Genomic DNA, 22244 nt, shown 5'->3' on the forward strand with positions numbered 1-22244 from the left:
AAAAAACACAAAAAAACTGCCGAATACAAGTCCGGCAGCTTCTTTTCTTCAGTTTATTGTCCTTTTCCTAATTCATTAAGCTCTTTTGCCTTTTCCTGATCAGCATAGACACCGCCTGAACCGGAAAGGAAGTTTAATAGTTCAATACCGGCATTGCCCCAGAATTCAGCTTCTCCATCGTCATGAAAGAGTGTAGCGTCGAACATTTTGTCATAGCGACCTGGTGTATCGCCATAGACCATCCCGGCATGATTATTGATGCCGGCCGTTAATTCTTTTCCTCTATATGTGAGCGGCATGGCAACCACACATTGAAGATTTTCCTTGTATCGACGGTAATGTTCGAACAGCATTTCACTCCCAATCCAGAACCCCATGTTCAGGATGAATCCAATCGGGGTAGCTGAAGCGACTCCTCGGAGCATACCAATGATGTTCTTGGATGCTTTTGCTACATCATCCGCATTTGTCAGCATCTTTAAACCAGATGTGAGAACAAGCTTTCTTGATAACGTCTTGGCTGTTCCAGTTCCCCATTTTCCTTGGGACTTTGTAAGGTTTTGTATTGCGTTTTGGAAGTGCTTTTTAAGCCTGTCGTTTAGGGCTTTCTTTTTGACCGGATCCTTTTCTTTTATGATATTATCCAGCGTATCAAGAGCAGCCTGGATATCTTTCGAGGTTCCGTCATTAACCAATACTAATGCCTGCCTTAAACCTTTTGTGTTAACCCATTCTCCAACATTCTTTGGCAAATATGGAGACTTCCTCAGCCATGAGCTCAGATTCTTGATTCCCTTTCTGGCAAAATAGGAAGTTGCCATTCCCGCCACAAATGAAGCAGCAAAGCTGTTGAACCATTTGGCTGTCTCCAAAATGATTTGGTCATCATTTACGCAGAGAAGGTCAGGCTCAATCGATGTTACAAATCCTGTTTCTGCACTGAAATGGTGAGTTACAGCTTTAACCTGGCATGTTCCATTAATATCATTGATATCATCATTGAGGAACATCATATCATGAGGCTTTACTGTAGGATCCCCCAGCACTAGGATATTACCTTTATACATATCCTTCATATTGTCACGAAGAGAGGACATTCCAAAGTAGGTTGCCATTACTTCTGACGAGTAGAAATCCGCAAATTTAGCAACGACATTTGCTTCAACCACACGGGTCTTGTGTTTGTCATAACGGATATCCGCATCTGCATAAAGCACTGGCGTCTGATTTCCATCATAGTTAACGATCACGTTGGTATAGAGATTATCCTCACTCGCCTTTATATTGTTTTGGATAATATCGTAGTGCGACGTGTACAGCTTATGCTGCATGTATGGCCTTCTTGCTTCTTTTGTCAGATGCCTTGTCCATGTTTTGTTGGATTCATCAAATTGGTAGTAGGAATCATATTCAAAAGCACATCGCCAATATGGCTTTCCAAAGAATAGGGTAGACCTTAATTCAAACGGGTGCACTGCTGCAATGTAGTCCGGCGACGTATTGGCAACGGTCGTAATGATATCCCAAACCGTGTTGTTGTAGAATTTAACAACGACGTTCTTTTCATCCCCTGGATTGAAAATCTTGAATTTATTGGCCCACAGATTGCTCCAGGTAAAGTCATTAAAGATATTATTTCTTTCTCCATTTGGATGCACCCACTGCGAGAAAGTAGGAGAACCATTTGAGGAATAAATGTTTTGAGCTACTTCACCATACTCATCGTTATACCAAATCAGATTTCCTAAAGGTTTGGAAGCGGTAGTATCTGTTGTGTCCCAAGCCTGCCCAAAGTGCATAATGCCCAACGGGTTTTTCTTGAAGAGCTGTCCATCAGAGGCCCCGTTCATAAAGTCTTTTATCCAGCTTCCTTTAGAACCCATTAAACTGCAGATTAAATCTCTTGGCTCCGTCACAGAGAAAAGACCGTCATTGTCATCATCCGGGTCACCTGATATGACATTACCAAGCTCTACCCCGTCACCTTGAGCAACAATATCAATGACATCCCCTATTTCCATTTCAGTAATCGTTCCATTGAACACTACTGGCAAGTCCTTTGCGTTTCCGCTATAGCCCATCCTCAAATGGATTCTGGCTCCGGTTTCAAGAGAAATGGTCTTGTGATGTTCATTGGCTTTTTTATCGATCAGATCTTGCGGGATTTCATTCCAAATGTAGTTATCCCACCATTTTACTTCGCGATCAACGAAATCAATGTCTGTCCTGCGGGTTGTCAGGTTGGAGTAAACATTTGTCATTGAAATGACAGCAGTATCGGCTGCGATCTTTCTGGAGCGGTGAACGTCGATACTTTCAATTGCATTAAAGCCGTACATGTTATCCCAGAATTTATATTTTCCGAAGTAATCCCCTTCATGGATGATAAACATTTGGAATCCAGGGAAGGCCCGGACCATGCGCCCCCTCTGGTCATGCCTTCTTAAATCATGGAACATTTCCCTGTAAAGGGTTTGCGGATCCGCTTCATTATAGAGTCTCGTGTCGCTTGCAGCCTGTGAAGACTCCACTGCCTTATCCATTTCCTTGGCACTGAAATACAAGTTGTATCCCTTAGATGCCATATTGTAAGAGTAGAGGTAGCCATTCTTGTCCTCAATATGAAGAGGATGCTTGAGCCACTCCCAGTAGGTCCCCTGGTGCTGGAATAGGTCATGAAGCTTTTTCAAGTGTTTGAGATACAGATCATAAAGCTGTGTTTTGCTCAGTGTTTCAAGATGTTCTTTCATTGCCTTTTTAATCCCATTCTTATCGGAATTAACTTTCAATCCCGCCTTCTTGAGTACTTTTAAATCGTAGTATTCCAGTTCGAGCAGGGCTTCCACATAATCTGTTTTCTTGCCTCCGCCAGTTGTGATTTTCTCCTCTTTGCTTAAGCCGGCATATTTTTTATAAATCGCCTGGTTAAAGCCGCTTGCAGTATCAAACGGTTTTTGCGCATAGTGGTTAAATCTGCTTATGACTCCGGAAGCAACGTCGCTTGCCAGAATATCCTTAGAGGTCTTGACCTTTTTATTTGGATTTTCATATAAGGCAAACATGGCATCCCATGGACGGCAATATACTTCAAAGTTTTCCAAATTGTCATCAAGATGACGGGACATTTCATAATACGCAGCAAGCTGGGCAACAGCCATCTCAAGGTTATGTTTCCAGTTGTAAATCAACTTTTTGGCTTCACTGACTGACATGCCATTTGAGCTGATGTCAACCTGTGCTATTCCTGCACGGCCGGCTTTGGAAACCATAGGGTTATTGTTTTTATAATGCTTCCATCCAGTTGTCTTATCAAGAAATGCCTTCATCATGGTCATAAAGCGTTCTTTCGTCGGCTTTTTATCCGCCTTGTAAAATGCTTTTGCTTTAATGAAGTCCTGTTTCTTTGGTTTAACAATCTTTTCTTTCTTGATTAGCTGGTCAACCCTCCAGGATACTGTTGAGCCCATGCTGTAATGCATGTCGAAAACCATGGAATAGAATTCTTCTGCTGGAGTATAGGAAACTTGTTTGAGGGATTTATCCGCATCTTTCATGTCCCCTTTGCAGTCCTCAATGAAGTTTTTAGCAGAATAATATTTGGAGAAGTATTTATCAACGAGGGTATTGAGGTGGTTGTAGATTTTGTCCTCACTTGGTGTTGGCTCGCTTTTAAACTCTTCATAGCTATAATTCGGGAAAAGTTTTTGCCATTCGGCCTTTGTAGGGAAAGAATAGAATACAGGCGTTCCATCGTCACTGGTCTTCGTCAGGAATGTTTTCAATTCCGGATTTTTATAATTAGCCTGCGCAGCTTCCGAAGCCATTTGCTGGCCAGCTGACTGACTAGGATTAGCTTCGCCTTCTTCTTCTTTAGACCAATTAAAAACCCAATTTAGCGGCTCTACCCCATCTGTCTTTTGCATTTCCTCCAGGATGCCCCAATCGGCTTCTGTTGTATTAAAGAGTTTGTTGATATCCCCGCTGCTAGTATAAGCAGCAACACCTGCAGCATCAAACATGTTCATCTGATGGCTCTCTCCATACATCTTTTCTACATTTTCACGGAATGTCGTAAGGGTAGAAAAATAGAAGTCCGGGTCCACATAAATTCCGTTGGTTAAATTTTTATATGTCTTGATTCCGGCATCCAGGTGAGGAAGGATAGCGTTAACCTCTTCATAGGTCGGAAGTTCAAGGTCGGGATAAACCTCCAATTTTCTCAGCCTAGCTTCAATCATACGGTCATTCGCAAATGCATTCTTATGTGCCTTTAACATTTCCAGGTCCATATGCTTTGCATTCCCTGGCAAGGCTTTCAGTTCTTCTCTCTGCCGTTGAGTCTTATCAAAGCCGATAGCTGAAATCATAACGTGGAATCTTCCGGGGAAACCAGGGACTGTGCTTATTCTTACACTTTGGAACATGATGTGCCTGATGCCGAATAGCTGAGCCAGATCGTTCTTAACGCCAAGGTAGCCATTCGTAATGCCTTGTGCGTATTGCTTGGCGTATTCATCGGATTTACGGATTAGCCTGCTGAAATCCTGAGCTGCATCTTCGTCCATCTCCAGAACAATATCAAGATACGGATCTCCTCCACCCAAGTATTGAAGCGTCGGTGCTTCCCCGGCCAATACATGCCCACTGCTGAACTCATTTGAAAAACGGGCATTTACAGAAAGCGGAATAAGGTGTCCTTTGATTTCGAAATCGTTCATTTTCACACCGAGCTCACTTGCTTCAATAATGCGCATTCTCTTATTGAACTCTTCTTCATATTTATCAGCCGTTTCAAGCATATTGTCTGCGCCGGAAGCGATTTTCTTTAGGACTTCAAAATTAGCTGCTGTACCCGGGATATAGAAAACTCCCTTATCCTCATTGAAATAGCGTTTGAAGAAAGATTCCATGGTCCGCTGATTTTCAACACTTTTCATTTTCGCCAGAATGATTATCCCCTGCTTCTGCCGATTGATGTAAGGAGATTCATTGTAATCTACCGGAGGAGTTTCATTGGACCTCTCAAAGAAATCCGTCAGGTCATTCCATTCAAATCTTTCTTTATAGAACACCCTGCTCTCATAAGGAATAAAGATATTCTTTTGCTGAGTCAGCTTCTCCCACTCTTCTTTAAAATCATTGTCATACATCTCGGAGAATATTTCCTCACCAGCGATAACTGCATTTTCAGCTGTTTCACTCTTAATAGGATATTTATCTTTAAGATATTTGACTACATCCCAGAAAAACCCATCTTTCTTGCCGAAATAATCAATGACCGAATAGTCTTTAATATTGGCATCCTTATAAACTTGATATTCTCGGAGAAGTTTTTTGGCAGTTTCTGAATCCTGTTCCTTGCTTTGGAATTGAAGGCTCTTCTTCAAATCGATACGGTGTTTCTCTGGAGAATCCGCATTCTTCATCCAGTTGATGGCTTCCCTTCGCTGCTCCAAAAATTCTTCATCTGCTAGAGTAAAGGACAACTCATTTTTAATGGGGCCTTCCAGACGCTTAAAGTAACGGTGTTTTTCTTCACGCTCTACAAGGGCCTGATTATAATACCAACGCATTAAAGGGTAGCTGATAGATTCATTAAGGCTGCTATGATCCATTAGATAAGCCTCAGAGTTGAATTCTACAAGTGTCAGCGTAGCTGTAAGAGATTCAGGGAAATTAGGGACAGTTGATACCTCAATGTCCATCAAGCCGACATCCTGTACACCAATTACCTCATTAATATAATAGTTGTCGATAGGAACGAAAGGTGTTTTGGCAAATTGAGCCAGAAGCGGTCTTAGCCCATCAACTTCAAGGAAATTCTCTTTATCTCCGGCTTTTCTAGGGATAAGCTTACCGTTAATGTTCTCAATATCATGAAAGTAAAGGTCCATTTTTAAAGTAGTGAGGGTTTGCCCACGATTGACTAAAACGGATGATTTCGTGCGGAGTGTTTTGACCCGGGAGATATTTGAGGTTTTGTCCACATCAATTGCCACTGGTGGAATTGTCAGGATGACATCCCCAATCCTTACTTTTGAATGCAGCTTTAAGTCATCTTCCGTTTGTATCCCTTTAAGGAATTCTTTCACGCGATCATCATAAGCTTTGAAGAAATTGTGATTGTTTGGCTTTTCGTCCTCACCATTCGCAAATAGGAGAGTATCTGTATTCAGCTCACTGTCAGGGAGACTGACGGGATCTCCTTCTACATTAGGCTCTAAGGTTCTGTCCGGATGGGACATCCCCTGCCGGTTATCATCACCTGAATCAAAGACCTTTATGTTCAACTCGTGTATCCAGCTGTATGGATTTAAGATGCTTGAGCCTTTAAGGGCATCGTCAAATTCAAAGTTTGCTAATGGAACATGGGTGAACTTCTTTGATTGTTCTACAAGCATGGATTTGTTTACATGAACAAAGGAACTGCCTCTTTTGATTTTGTCCTTTATGGGTGCAGGGTTTTTCTCAGCGGTAGCATAGAGGTCGCAAATATATCGGTTTCCATAGTAATCCAAGCTCGGCTGATCTCCATCCTTTGCTCGGTCAAAATGAAGGACAACCAATGCAGTTCCGTTCTCGCTGTATTTAAGAAGTTTTTTATTGTATGCCAAGGCTTCACTGGCCACCTCAAACATGTCTTCTGTTTTTAACCCGTAGATGTCTGCATATCGCTTATTTTTTGATGATTTATACTCATCCTTCTTCTCTGGATCATACTCGGCTGCATCAATTCCGTTGTATCGGACTTCGATCTCGGAACCCTCATTGATTCCATATCCGCTGAGAAGGTCCGTCGTTGAGACAATTGAAGCTCTTATTGTATCGCCATCATGAATTTTCATTACTTTTGCGATAGCAATGTAATCCATAGTGGTAGAAGGAATACTCTCTGTTTCTGCCATCGATTTGAACATTGAGTTTGCTTCGTTGATGGTTTCCCCCTGGATTTCGGCTTTTGGACCAATAGACAGCGGGGAACTGAACACTTCTTTTTCATAGCGGTACCGCCCTGCCCGAACCAGGCGCTTAGCTTCAAAACCGCAATCCACATAGACAATTTGTTCACGTATTTTGGTAATTTCCATATCCCTGAACTCAGTAAGATGGTGGAATCCTATTTCAACAGGGTACCGGCTTACTTTCTTTTCTATTTCGGACAGGAACAAATGAAAACGGGGGCTCGTGGCCACTTTGCCATTATTTCCTGCATGAAAAAACGTATATCCATCATCCAGGTAAACACCTACTCGCCATGGTGAGTCTTTGCTCAATCTGGAAAGAGAGGTAATTAATATTTTTTCCTTCATCCTTTTCACCTCTTGTCTAATAAAAGGAAAAGAGCTAACGGAATCGTTAACTCTCTTTTCCCTACTAATATGCGTAACCCTTATTCATGGCATTTGCAACCTGATTTTCCAACCACTTGCGGTCAATTTGCTTGGAATTGTCATTTACATTGACGTTTGTAGCCATCTTCATGTTGGACATTGCCATTACTTCATTGTTGATCAAAGCGGCGATATCATTACTGCTCATGCGCTGGGCTGATTTAGCATTAATCCTGATATTGAGGTATTCCCCATTATCATTCTGTGCGACACGGGCTGTCGGAGCACCAAGTGTCTCAGGTGCCACGGGTGCCATTTCCTGCAGACCTTCCGGTGTAGGAGCACCTTTCATAGCTGCATTCGTTGCCCATAGGGACGCAAATCCAGCTGTTGCCACTCCCAAAACTCCAGCTGCGCTTCCGCTGAATTTTGCCTTTGCCTGTGTGGCTATCTCCGCAAGGGTGTTGTCCATTTGATCACGGATGGTTCTATAAACAGGGACTTCGCTGTTTGGAAGTATACCTGGATTTCGGCTTTGGCCATTCATGATTTCCATTACATTTCCCGAATCCTCAAAGCGGTCCGTAATGTTGTTTAGCCTGCTGGTATGTGCTCTGAAAACGGCCTTTTCAAGACTTTCTCTGTGGGCATCCATGGATTCATATCCAAGTTCTTTGGCGACGCGGTTCAGGTAGCCTGCCCCTTCCGTTCCTGGAAGGTGCTCACCTGTCCGAACTACATTGGATAGTTTATCGAATCCAATACCCTGGGAAGCAAACATCATTAAGCTTGACTGCCGGTTTCCGTTAACACCCATGCTGCCGAAAGTCTCTTCTGCCCCGCCTAACAACTCTAAAGCTGTTTTCATAAAGCTTTCTCGGGATCCTCTATAGACCTCTCCATCCCCGATTTCAAGGAACGGCTTATTCTTGAAGAGTCCTCTATCTGCTAAATCAGCGGCAGCCTGACCATAATCAAGGTTATTGCTCGGATTATTAACCTTGTCAATCATAGCGTAGAGGTCTTTCATGACTTCTTCAGAAGTTAGCGCAGACCCTTCCACTTTTTTGGCTGAAATGGATTTCTGTGAGTATTCACGCAAAAATTCATCGACAATTGCTGTTTCACGAACATAATCATCTTGGGTGTATTTAAGGGCACCCTCTGCCTGGTTGAAAAGCTTATATTTTGTCTCAGACAGAGACATAAAGGCAGCTGACATTCTCATACGGGTGTTATCTACACTTCCGATAGTAGTAGACGTCGAGCGGGCTAGAACGGACTTTTCATGCTCTTCTAATGCAAGATTTGTGAATTCACCATTCTTCGCAATGCCCCAATTGCCATACTGGCCGGTTTTTGCAACTGCTTCCCTGATTCTCTCCCTTGCCTCGTCCCCATGGAGACTGCCAAGAGTGAGGTTTTCTGAACCGGAGAAGAATTGCTCCGAGGCAGTAACAATGTCTTTATGAGTGACTTCAAGCCCTGTGATTTTTGCCAAACTGGATCGGAAGCTTGCTTCATGGCCACTCATGATTTCTGCAGCTTGATTCAGGTTTTTCGCCGTTTCCTTTCGGTTTAATCTGGCCATATCGTTAAGGACAGCCGCTCTGCGTTCATCATCTTTAATGCCATATTGTGATAGGATGACTGCGATGTTATCTCCGTCGAAGTCACCGGATATACGCTCAGCCATACCTGGCAATCCGACAACCTGACCGTTGCCAACCGCTTCACTGATCTTAAGCTTGAGTGACTGGGTTGTACCTGTATCAATGGAAGGGTAACGGATGGCAGTTGAATACGTATCATGCTTATTCCAATTCTTCAGTACCCAATCGGTCATCTCATCAGACTTAATGTTGGATGTGTCTACGCCCCATGATTTTGCGATGTTTTCAGCATTGTCCCCAACCAGGTTCCGGACATCATCCACATTCATGTAAATGTGGCCTTCCCTTGCCATCCCTTTGTTCACCCACTTACCATCTTCCTTTTGGTAGGCAAGCAGCGGGTTTACGCCGCCAAATTGGTATTGGGAGGAATTATCGAGCCTTCTGGCCATAATTCTGGACATGCCCTCTTTTGAAGTCGAGTCACCCAGCGTTTGAATAAGCCTGGATGCTTCCATATTGATTTCATCTGCAAGTGATGATTTAGCTTTTGCAACTTGCTCTTCCGAAAACTTGTTTGTAACAAAAGTGGAATTATACTCATCCATCTTTCTGGCGATTTTAGCATAATGCCCTTTAACAGAATCAAGGAACTGCACTTTGTCATCCTGCCTCATATCGCTTGGGAGCTTCATGGAATCTACATCAATAAGCGGGATATACTGATTGGCTGCAAATTCAGGGAGCTTCATATAAGCTGTGCCATTATTCCTTAAGAGGAACTTTTGAAGCTTTTCTCCCTGACCTCCGGCTTTGAGGTTGTAGTTCACTGCTCCGGCATTAAGGACCGTTTTTGCATAATCTCCTACAGTAAACATCTGATTATGAGCGGATTTCATTGGAATCTGTTCGAATGAATCCTTGCTGACATGAAGAACACCATCTTTTAATTGTGCATTCACGTCCGTCATGATTCCCATTCCATCGCTCGTATAATCAATAACAGCATCTCCCGCTTTCGGTGTCCATCCTTTATCATGATTAAGGGCAGCTTTCACGGTTTCACTGAAGACTTTCTGCTGCGCTTTTATCTCCCCTGTAGTACCTGCACCGTAAACTGTCTCACGAAGCCAATCTACATGGGCGGATGATTCACCAGGCTTAGCCAATTTTGTGGAGCGGTAAGAACGGTCGAGCATTTCAATTTCCTTAATCGTGATCTTGGCATTATTCAATCCACCCTGACGATTCCATACATCATGCGCCATTGTCAATTCCCCGAAGACTTCACGGTTCAGGCCAAGATTTTTCCGCCAATTAGCTGAAAATTGCTCCCTAGCCTCATAACTTAATTCCTGGCCGCTCAATCCAAAGTCGGAAGCAACCGTATACTGGCCATTTTTCTCAAGCTTTGTTCTAATTCCAAGGGTTTTTTCAACATCCTCATAATACTTGCTGAGGTGGCCAGCGGCTGAAGCACCGTATTTTTCTCGAATGACGGTATCGTAACCACGGATTAATCCGGCAAGGTCATTTACCCCCTTCTTTTCACCAAGATGGGAAATGACTTGTTCAATGCCCTTTTGTCCGTACAAATCACTCATGACTTCACCGAGCATCGGCACCATAGTTGCACGGAAACCGCTCTCGGTCACAGCTTTGAAGCCATGTCCTGTTCTTCGTTCCCTTCCAAGAACCAGAGATCTCGAGGAAGGATCATCGGCATTAAACCCTAGAAGGGTTACCTTATCACCCTTGCGGAAACGTTTTTCATCAACGATAGGAGCTGTGACCATGCTATTGATGGTATATTCCCCAACAGTCAGCTTGCCGTTCTTATCAAGCATGCTGCTGATATCAATTTCAAGTGGTTTGTCGAATTTAATGCCTTTTGTCTTCCAATCTTCTATTCCCTGCTTTTCGGCTTGTTTTTTAATAGCTTCCTCAATCGTATTGTTGAAGGACACACTGTCCGCTTTCACATTGATACGAACTTCGTCTATACCATCAAAGGCAGACATGAGTCTATAATCCATGAATGCAAGACCTTCACTCGTTGAAAGCATGCCCATATCAAGAGCTTTGGTCATTTGGCGTTTCATGTATTCAGGGGCATCTGATTTATCAATCATTTGCTTATATTCATTTACTTTTTTAGCGTCTTTTAGCTTAAGAGCAATTTCTTCATCTGTCATGTAACCGGTTTTCATGGTTAAACCGCGCCACTCATTATTTCTTTCAAGAGCTTCATGTGCAGCAGAAGAAATGAAACTGTTCTTGTAGCGATAATCTCCATCTTTTCCCGCCTTTTTTAAAGCGGCTGAGGCATGCTCCTGGCTAAGGGCACGATAGTTGATGGTCTTATGCGGGTTCTCTACAGAATCCGAATAATAATTACCAAGGGCCATGTAAGTACGGGCATCCGCACCAGCGGTCCCAATATAACCCATGCCAGCAGCACGGTTATTCATACCAAACATGCTTCCTTTCAGCCCAACTCCCGGAATGGATTTAGCTGTTTCCATCAAACCTCCGGCTATAGCAAGTCCTTTTGCCCGGTTGTCCATGGCATCAAAGAAAGAGACACCCTTTTCTTTAGCAATCGAGGCAATGTCATCGACCGTTTTATTAAAACCAAGTCTGCTTTGATTTCGCCTATACCACAATTCAGCAAAACCTGTGACATCCCAGCGGCTTGAGCGCACTTCCCCCGCAATTGCCGATCTCAGTTCAAACATATTGGCATCTTCAAAACCAAGCTTCCTATTTGCGCTTGATGGAACAGGGTCCACTTGTCTGCTAACGCGGTAGCGAAGCCCTTGCTGAATTTCCACAAATGGGTTTCTCCGGCCTGTCCCCTGAGCTTTCAGGGACAACTCCTTTGCCTTTTTTGAATAATCCAATATCATGTTTAAGGCATCGGTAACGGTTGTGCTATGGTAAGCTTCTGAATTTCTAACTCCTGAACGAATGACAGCTGCTTTGCGGCTTGAGCCCCACCTAACTTTTTGGTCAGCATCAAAGCTTGGAAGTTCGATTGAAGCCAACCTTGGATTTCGGACAATCTCCTCATACGTTTTCAATTCACTCATGTTCATGCCGCTTTTCTTATCGGCCAATATCAGGAGAGGGTTGCCACCTTCCATAAATCTGATTTGCGTATTGAAATCGTTGCTGTATGCAGAAATAATTTTCCCCACCAGGTCTTCATATTTCGCTGCCATGCTTCCGGCTTTTTTGACGGTGCTTGCATCGTTCATGCTATGAAGCCCGAAGTTCTTTTGGAACAGGGTATGAATATGTTCATCCTGCTTCTGTAGAAATTCTTTAAGCTTTGAATTGCCATTGATGGCATCTTTGGCTTTTGCATGGGATTGAGAATAATTAATGCTGTCCTGTACAACCTCTGGCAAGTCAGCCATAAGAGATCTAATAGCTTTGGACCGCTTATCCGTTACCCTGTCGGTTACTTCACGGACAAAGCTGCTGTTTCCTTTCGTCTCAACGTGATCACGAACAAAATTGGCCATGCTCGTAAGCGCTGTTTCAATCTTATTGCCGGAATGCACTTCCTGGACCATCCCCTCTGCAATGGCCCTTACTTTTTTAGCCTCTTGGCCTTCTGCAGAGAATCCAAAGTTATTGATAATTAAGCTTGAGAGTTCGTCAATCCTTGCAATTTTATAAGTCTTTTCAGGATTTCCAACCCGTTCTCCCCTTCTTCCACCATTAATAAGGCTTCTGAAAGAATTCTTGATTTGTTCAGTATTCTTCGCATTAAAGACCATTTCATCATCTTTGCCAAAAGTAAAATTGAAGAATTTACTGCCTTCTGCAGTTAAAGAGGCTTTATTATCCCCAAGCTGATCGAAACGATTTTTTATATGACGGAGAGCTATGGACTTTTGGTCATCCGATAAAGCCGTGTGGTTCAATCTCTTCATAACATTTTCCCAAACTTCTTTCTCTCCCTCTAGACGGTTTACCAGATGGGGGAACTTCATGGCCAGTTCATCACTGCCGCCCCTGTTCAGTATATGTGTCTTCCAGTCAAAATCCTTACCTGCATTTCCAGCACTGTTTAAATGACCATACAGCTCATTCATCTTTTTAAAGCCGTTTTGGTCAAACATATTTTCATATTCTCTGAAGGCATGGTCCTGCAGCTTAATGTTCCTAAGCTGCTTTGTCGCTTCATTATTCATTGGAAGGAATGCACCGTGAATCTGCTGAGCAAGCCCGGCTTCCGTTTCGGAGAACATCAGGATGCTTTTGCCTGTTATGTCCTTTGAATCAAGTCTTACCCCAAAACCTTTTTGGTCTGAGTTGGGAAGTAGAACGTCCTTAAGAAATTCCTTCACAAAAAAACGTTCATTAGATGGAAGAGAGGTGTCAAGATTTGACCAGCGTGCCTCTATCCTATCTCCATTCATTCTTCCGACCAGTGTGTGCTTTTGTTTAACCGGATCAAACATGCCACTTTGGAACGAAAAGACTTCCTGTCCAACCTGAAGCGGATTGGTCTTTATGGATGAAGGGGAAAAGGCGTAGGTTTGGGTCCGCTTAGCTTCTTCGATAAATCCCTGGATGTGTTTGTTTGTGAATCCTGCTAATTCGATATTCGCCTGAATATCATCAGCAGCTAAGTGATAGAGATAAGAGGGCAGTTTTCCTTTTCCCGCCTGCTTTCCGCTCTTAATATCACCTTTTCCTAATAAATACTGGTGGATATGTTCCTGCCTTAGACTGGCACCGGTTAAAGAATAAGGATTTTTTGTTGTAGCGGAATAAGCGTGGTAGAAATCGAGGGAATTTTTAGAGGCTGTTTCAAGAAATCTTTTCGTGCTCTTGTTTTTAACGGTGCTCATAAGCGCTGGCAAGTCATAGGCATGGATATTGTAGCCGCCTAATAGCGAACCTGTCTTCTTAACATGACCTTCAAAAATGGACATAGCTTGGCTCAATTTCGTCCCTTTGGAATAGAGGTTTTCAAGCCCCATCTCAATTTCCTCAATCGTCTTTCTTGTAAAGGCAGCTCCTGCTGAAGGCACCCTTTTATGTTCCAATAAGGAGGTGTAAGCTTTCCCGTCAAACTGGGCAGTTTTAAAGTGGTTGACATTTGAATATTTGGCCAAGTCCAGCAAAGTACGGTGCATATCCTGCGAGACCCCCATCATCGGGTTCTGCTTCAATAGCTGGATCTGGTCCTTCATCCGCTGGTATTCTTTCTTACCTGGAGCTATTGCCATAGAGACAATATTCTCCTTCGATTTGACGAATTCTCCTTTACTGAACCGTGTTCCTCCAAAGCTAAGCTCGGTAACGGCGAAAAGGTCAATGCCTTTTCCGACCCTAAGATGTTCAGGAGTTCCAAGTGCTTCTATATCAAAGAAAGCAACATTCTGATTGGATTTAAGTTTCATAAATGGGTTGAGTGCCTGCTGTGCGTTTACGTTAAAGCTGTTTGGTGTCCTGGCAGACTCCCATATGTCCAAGGTCTTCGTTCGGTGTCCTTCACTAAGATTGTTATAGAGGGCAGCAAGAGGCTCCTGTCTTTCCCTAGCGGCTCTTCGGGCTTCCTCATTTTGTATCTTCATGTCATAGGAGCCATCCGCTGAATCATAAACAGGATACAAAGTTCTGTTTTTGGGCTCTACTCTTTCAATATCGGCTTTAGCCATAATATCCCTCCTAAAAATAAAGGCGCCCATCCTTAAGAAGAGTGAGCGCCGCGGTATTTAGAATAATGAATGGACAGATTCATTAATGGTGTCTAATACATCTTTGTGAACGTCCCGCATGACGTTAATGGAGGTTTTCACTCCACCTGGACCATTTCCAAAGTTTCTTGTAAGCTGGACATCAACATCTGATAGTCCGGCACCCTGCAGGACTTCACGGATTCTTCCGACATCGATCAAACTGCTGAGTGAGTTCATTGGAATGGCTTTCTCGCCTTGCCTGTCAGCTCGGTCCTGGTCTTTTTGCCAGTAGCCAGAGTTTGTCGGATTAACTCCCTCTTTTCTCATAACCTTGATTTTTATATCATCAAGATTGACACCAGCATTCCAGCCAGACCAATTTTCTTCCGGAAGGTAATGGGTCTTGAAATAACTGTCGATGTCTTCTCTGCTATCTACATCCATGCCCCATGATCCTTGGAGGATTCTTTTTATGTCTTTCGGGACATACTTCAGAATCTCCTTTCTTTCCTTCGCACTTGTCGTTTCAAGGAAACGAGGAACATACTCCCTCTCTTTCGGAGTCAGGGCTCTCATTAGCGCAGTTCTATCAGCGGCTGAACCATCCATGCCATAAAGCGTACTTTCATATTCTTTTCTGTATTGGATGGCTAATGCGGTATATTTGCCTGCCTGATAGGCTTCCTTATCGGAATCAATCATGTCAATTCCGCTGGAAAGGTCATCAATTTTTGTTTCTACGGCTTCTAAGTCACCATAACCTGTTTTTTTCGCCAACGACAAGAGTTTTTTCTGATCGGTTAAAAAACGTTTTAACCCCTTGTTTCTCCTGCCCTTTTCCTCGGCTTCGTCGAAGAATTCATTAACATCGACACCTTCTTCTGCCATGGCGAGCTTTCGGGTCTTTTCATAAAGTCCGCGGTATTTTACATACTTAAGCCGGTCAAAATATTCATTGATTTCCCTTTCCGTCTCCCGCTCTTTCGGTATCCACACCCCATCTGCACCTGGAATAAAGCCTTCAACGGTTTCATCAAATACCCGGAGAGAAGAAAGGCCGGCACCAATAGCAAAACCTCCAACCCTGCCTAAACCAGCCATTTTCTTTGATTTACCCCAAAGATGCCCGATTGCAGCCAATTCCGCCCCAGCCAGGAGCGGATTCTGAGAAGCTACTGTGTTCAACATCGGCTTAATCCATGCCTGGTATGGCTCCGTCCAAGGACGCCAATCTGAACCATAAACCTGATCGCGCCTGTAGCTTTCAATTGGTGTTCGGACCTGGAGGAATTTATCCGCTAATACACCGACAAATGGAACTTTCGGCAGGATATCATGCGTCAGCGCCTCCATGTATTTTCCGACTGTTATCATGTCTCTTGAATAGATGGCATTGGTTGCGGCTGAGCTTCCATTATCCTTTATCTGTACAGGGTTCTTCCATGTCCGGTTGGCAAGGATCGCGTTTAGGGATTGGCCCTTATTGGTCTCAAACCAGAAGCGCCCCTCCTCATTTTTATTCGCATATACCACTGCAGACATGGTTTCATAGGTATCCTGGTTGTAGCGGTCTGCAGGATTTGCAGATATGCCAATTTCCAGTTTTTCTCCCGGCTTAATGAATTGTCCTAACCAATCAATGGCATCCTGATTGTCCTTTTTCGTTAATTTCACACCGGCAAGACGAATAGGAGAATCAAATTCCCTGACCATAAAGGTATTGGCATCGACAATCTTCGTTACTGTTACGCTCTTCTTCTCTATTTCAGCATTGGAGAATTTTTTATCGTACCACCTCATGGTGTCTTCCTTGCTTCGCACCTGGTCGATGATCTCATCGTATTCTTTCTCCATGTCCGGAGTCATGCCGCCTGATTGACGGAGCAGGGATACTTCATGCTTTGCTACTTTATATTGGTCGGAGTCTGGGTCAATATCTGCTAGAATCCGGAAGCGGTCAAATATTCCGTATTGACCTGTCCCGTCTGGGTGAAGATTGTAAAACCTTTCATATGCCTCTCCAGGAAGTCTCATTTCACCTTGCTTGATTTTTACATATGGATCACCATGGAGGAAGTCAACTGAAGATTCAATGCCCGGCAGCCAGTCTGGCATGGTATTTCGTATTGGAGAATAATAGTTTTTGTTAGGGTCACGCGGAACATAACGACGGCCAATCTCCGAAAGTGCTCCACCCATACCGCCAAGGCTCATGTCCCAGAAAGCGCGGTTAGGAGAAGTCATCAAACTGGAGGAGGCCAGGGTAGTGCCACGCCATGATTCTTCGTAGCCCATACCAGTTTTGGTCAAGAAACCATAAATACCGGATAATTCCGAAGCACTGTAGAATGAATCCAGCGCCATGCCTTTTAAACTATCAAGTCTTTCAATATCCCCAATAGAGCCTTCAAGCTGCTTATTATTGAGCTTAAGCATGGAGGTCAATGAAGCTGTCTTTGTTCCTTTTCCTTGAAGTGCAAGTTCGTAGTTTTGGTATGCTAGCAGCTGTTTGATCTCCTCAGAACTTGCACCTGAACCTGCTCCAACGGCACCATAGCCTGTTCCATATCCTCCAGAACCAGTTGCTCCTGGAGTCTTGTATGCAGCTGTCAGGAAGTTTCCATAGTTTATGACGCCAGCTCCGGCACCATGAGTAGGTCCGCTTCCGCTCATTCCGTTAATAGGATCAATAGGATTTATCCCGCCCCAGGTTCCTTGGCTGCCATATTTATCATAGGTGGTTATGCCACCGGATTGGGAGACTCCCACATACGCGCCTTCTGTTGCAGGATTGCGCTGCTGGTCAATATAATCATTTATGGCTGCAAGATACTCCCTATGTGCACTCTTCAGACCATCATGTTCTCTTCTTGGCTTAAGAATTCTTCCAACTGTACCATCAATCAAATTACCGACAAGCGGAATGTTTTGAATTTCGCTAAAACCGCCAGTAACGGCGTATGGTCTGTCTGCTTCGTGCTTCTTCTCATAATGATAAGGGTCTGTTATGAAATGCCTGATTGGAGCAAGAGGATTTGTTAATGTTGGCATCCAATGATTGGACCAGTATTCGCTTTCGCTTCCATACATGGTGTCGGTGAATTTGTAATCTGACTTTAACTGGCGATACCAGTTTGGTCGGTAATACTCAATTCCGCTACCTGCCCATGGAGTAGGAGAACCAACGCCCCAGTATCTATTCTTACGTACTGGATCCTCTCCGCTTTCATAGTAATCCCTTACCTGTTCGGCACTTCGGAAGTCCGTAAACATGCCAAATGTCATGAAGTCGAGCTGCTTAACACCAACCCACTCATTCATTTGGTCAAATCCGGCATTCTGGAAAACTCTTGACCAAGGGCGCATTGCCTTGTTGATGCCAAGTAAGTCTTTGGCCATTGCAATGGTCTCATGTGTATTCACATAGGCATCTGCAGCGGTATCACTGATCGTGTCTCCTGTTAAGCCATCGAAGTAAACAGCTTGCTGATAAGCCATATAAGGCATAGCGATCCTGCGGAGATATTGGTTTCCTATGATGCTTTGGAAAGAACCAAGATTTTGCCTTGATAACCCAAGCCCAAAGTTTGTGAATTGGTTATCTAATCGCTCTGCCAGCCCATACATAATAGCTGTTGTAGTCGTGACATTTTCTAAGCTGTCGCCATTTGCACGCCTTCCTGCGAATAATTCCCTCGCAGCAACCTTTCCGGCAGAAAGCACATTGGACACAGCATCCCGCGCAAACATTTCTGCATTAATCGCCACATCCCAAGCATCGTCTACTGGACGTGTAAGGAGACCAAAATTGATTTGGGAAAGCTGCTGCTTAACCTGGTCAGCCATTTGGGATTTTCTCATAATGATGAAGTCGGCACCATTTACTGCAGGTGTTTTAGGCTCAGGAGCCCTTCCCCACTTTGGCTGGGCTCTTAGAATACCTTCCTGAAGGTCAAATCCAAGAGCGGTCAGTTCTGGGGAACCGGCATACATCATTGCTGTTTCATCGAAAGCTGTAGCGGGCCCGTTGAAACGGAGCACATCGTCAAGGAAGGTTTTTGCTTCATAAGGACGCAGTTTTTCCTCAAATATGTTTTCATAGCTTTGAAGGTCTGTTAGAAGTTCAAGGTCTTTGGCTGCCTTAACATCGGCATCAGAAATAACACCTTTTTCCCTGGCATCGATCAGATACGCTAAAGAACTTCTCCTTCGCTCCCCGCTCTTTGCCAGTTCAGGAGCGAAATCAACCGCTTCGTTGTCTAATGCCCTAAGTGCATATTGATGAAAGGCCCTCCTGATATTATCTGCAGCCGGAGTAAGTGTTTCATCTTCCCCAAGGAATGGAACCATCATTGCAAGCGGGCTTGGCAGTTTTCTTTGAACGGCTACGTCCCTTGAGGACATTGTGCCTTCTGGATCATCGATATAAGCTTTTGCCCATTTCTTTATTGCGTTAACGGATGGGTCCTTTACAATAGCAGATTCCCGTTCTGCTAAGCTATTGTAGTGGGAGGAGCGACTAAGCTCCTTATAAAGGGAAAGGTTTGAATTGCTGTCAAACTCCTTATTGAAGGCAACCAGGGCTTCTACCAAGTAACTGTCATCAGACAAGCGGGAGAAGTCAAAGGATTCCCCGTTTACTTTTACGCTTCCCAATACTCTGTTCACATGAGGTGCAAGCACTTCTGCTGCTTCTCTGTTTAACCCGGTAGCACTTCTTTCAATTCCTGAACGGAGGATTCCATAAACGTCCCTAACCCTATCCGCCTGTTCTTCAGGTCTTGCAAGCTGAAGGTCATAAGCAAGGCTTCTTAACGCATTCGGACCATAATTAGGATCTGACAGCTTATTCCATGCCTTTTTATAGGTAGTTGCATGACTGTCACCCTCTTGGTGGCCAATATCGAAAGCTTTTTTAAGCCAACTACGATCATCCGTTTTTTCGAGCTCACTGTAGTTGATCATGTTTTTGTGCATACGGGAGAATGCGCCAAACTGAGGGGCGATGTATAGATTTTCATCAATTAGCTGCAGACCACCCTGTTCGGTAAAGCGGAATACATTTCCCCCAGTATAGAAGTGGCTGCTGTTATTAAGAGGATTCCTAATAGCGCCTTCCTGAGTGGCTTTTGATACATCTTCAAAGGTCTGGCCATTTAAATTTCTAAGAAATCCCTGTGTAGTACCTACATTAAGGACATGGAGCCCTTCCTTCATTTTTCCGGAGCGGAATGCCTGCCACGGGGTTAGGTCAAGGGGGTTGATGTTTATAAATGGAACCTTCCATGATTCCTGGGCAAAATCAAGGGCATTCCCAATCCCTTCCCTTAAATGCCGGTTATCCAGCACTTCCCCCGTCCCTTTGTGGGACAGCAGATAAGGGTCAATGACCATATCATTAAAATCAAAGTTGATTCCTTTTTGTCTTAAGAGGTTGTTTAAGTCCTTATCATAGCGATTCCGATCCAGGAATTTTTGCATTTCCTTCGTTACATCGACTGTTACCTTATTGTTCTTGTAATCTATATCGTCGATAAGTAACCCATGCTGGCGCTTTCTTGCTTCATCCCAGTTAATGGCCTCACTTACTTTTACAGGGTTAAACCCCTTGCCTTTAAGAGCTTTTCCAAGAAGGGAAGTGGATTCCACAGCCTGCTTAATAAATCCATAAGCCGCTCCACTTTCCATTCCCTTTGCAATCCTTGAGATATCTCCTTTATGCTTTGCAAAAAGCTTAGGTGCAGAATCCGAGAAATCCTGAATGGTATCGTGAAGGGTTTTCTGGAAAGTATCTCTTATGGTTTTATCCTGAAAAGAGATTTTGTGCTTGTATTTTCCTTCCTCAAGCTGCTTAACAAAATCGGAAACGTGCTTTGAAGGAGAGTGGAAGACATCTCCTTTAGTGGTAGAATGGTAATCTGCAAGGGCAGATAAGACTCTGTCTCCCCCGTGTTTTTGAATAACGGCATTCTTGCGAAGGGAGTCCATAATTTTCTGCTGCCTGTATTGCGATGTCGCCGCATATTGGAATTTTGTCAGCCCGCCAGTCTGCCGTTTACTGAATTGGTTGTAGAACGCAGAGCCAAACGTCGTTTTATTTTGACCAGGACGGTTCAGCTGAGCATGTCTTTTTTGGATATTATTCCGGACGGAGTGTTCAAAGTTTCGGCGCATCTCGTCCTGAATATTTCGGTCAAACCCTGCCCTGACAGTCCTTATAACAGATGGGTTGTCTCCCAGCGCATCTGAAACGCCCCCCATTAAGGTGCGAATATCTGATAAAGCATTCATTGCCCTCGTATCTTGACCGAGCATCCTGCTGGTCGTCAGAGTCGCACCAGAAGTGGCTTCTGAAAGTCTTCGTGCAAGTGCTGCACGATTACGATAAGCCACTATTCCTCCCCCAACAGCTGCGCCGGCTTTAACAGTGGATTCCAGCAGACTCCCTTTATCTTCGCGCTTTTCAGCCATTATTCCTCACCGCCTTTATTCTTGCGTTTCTTCTGAACTTACCAGGCTAAGACCCCGGATGTTTTCAAGAAGCCATTTAGCTTTCACATAATACTCCGTAATCTTTTCCATTGGCCATGCCTCTATTTCTTCCAGCGGAATATCGTGGAAGGCTTCCTTTATCACAAGCGGAAGCTGATTTTCTACATCCTCCATCTGTTTTTCCCATCTGGCAATCATGATTTTGATTTTCTGGGCATCTGTATAGCCAGATTCCTCGAGGATGGCCCGGCATAATACTTCCGGCACACCAGCAAAAATATCTAAAGAATAATCATCGATTTGGGGCTCGATGACACAGACTTTGCATATATATTCCGTTCTTTCGTAATCGTCCTTATAGACTTCTTTGGCAATCTCCATTTCTTTTCTGGTTAAAGCCCTAAAAAAGAAAGCCACTTCATTGATTTCAGTCATAAAGATAGAGCCGTATGTTTCATGCCATTGCCGAAGCTGTTCCTTAAAAGCTACTTCATCCTCATAGTTCTCAAACTCAAAGGGGAGTTCATCCACCCTATCGTCCTCAAGCAAACTCGGATCAATCAGCATACAATTCCCTCCTCAATAAAAATAGGAGGCGATTTACGCCTCCTTAGCTGTTAGCTTAAGCGCATAGCGCCTGTTTTTGCCACAAACCCACTTTTCTCAAGGATTAATTCGCTTAGAAGAGTTGGAATTCCAGCTTTTCCGGCACTCATATGCATGAAGCTGTATTTTGCTGGGAACAGAACGGATTTTTCACAAATACGTTCCTCTTTATAAAACTGGTCTGCGTTTTGGATTTTTGCGATATCCTTGTATTCTTTACGCTTAATTGGGCGCCATACAAATATGTTTTCATCGTCAAATTCAGTTAAGTAGACTTCGCCATTATATTGGCCTTTCCACTTTTCAAGGTCATCGTGAGTAGGTCCTCCAGGGAAAATCTCCTGTTCAGCCATCGCTGGGTCTTCTTCAGTGATTTCTTCTGCCACATTTACAGTGGATACGCCATCTCCTTGGATGTCTTCCACGAATAACTCTTCTTCTCTTTTCATCTTGGGTGTTTCCTCCTCTTGATCTCTTCTTGTTGGTTAACCGTAATAACG

Annotated in this window: 5 protein-coding genes; all 5 read right to left on the reverse strand. The window is 43.8% G+C overall.

The genetic code is table 11. From position 1 onward, the window contains the following. Window positions 1-53: 53 nt before the first annotated feature. Entirely contained in the window at window positions 54-7310 is a 7257-nt protein-coding gene (locus IRB79_RS27925; RefSeq protein WP_243509945.1) for a nuclease, read from the reverse strand. A 64-nt stretch (window positions 7311-7374) separates the two neighbouring features. Continuing rightward, the gene (locus tag IRB79_RS27930; protein WP_243509948.1) at window positions 7375-14625 is read right to left on the reverse strand and encodes a hypothetical protein; all 7251 of its coding nucleotides are present in this window, start codon (window positions 14623-14625) and stop codon (window positions 7375-7377) included. Window positions 14626-14682: 57 nt separating this feature from the next. Then, window positions 14683-21117, reverse strand: a complete 6435-nt coding sequence (locus IRB79_RS27935; RefSeq protein WP_243509951.1) for a hypothetical protein — start codon at window positions 21115-21117, stop codon at window positions 14683-14685. Between the two features lie 15 nt (window positions 21118-21132). Next, the gene (locus tag IRB79_RS27940) at window positions 21133-21705 is read right to left on the reverse strand and encodes a tail chaperonin (RefSeq protein WP_243509953.1); all 573 of its coding nucleotides are present in this window, start codon (window positions 21703-21705) and stop codon (window positions 21133-21135) included. Between the two features lie 50 nt (window positions 21706-21755). Continuing rightward, complete coding sequence (locus IRB79_RS27945) at window positions 21756-22193, reverse strand: tail chaperonin (protein ID WP_243509956.1); 438 nt, start codon at window positions 22191-22193, stop codon at window positions 21756-21758. Window positions 22194-22244 lie beyond the last annotated feature (51 nt).

This window comes from Cytobacillus oceanisediminis (genome assembly GCF_022811925.1).
Classification (GTDB): domain Bacteria; phylum Bacillota; class Bacilli; order Bacillales; family Cytobacillaceae; genus Cytobacillus; species Cytobacillus oceanisediminis_D.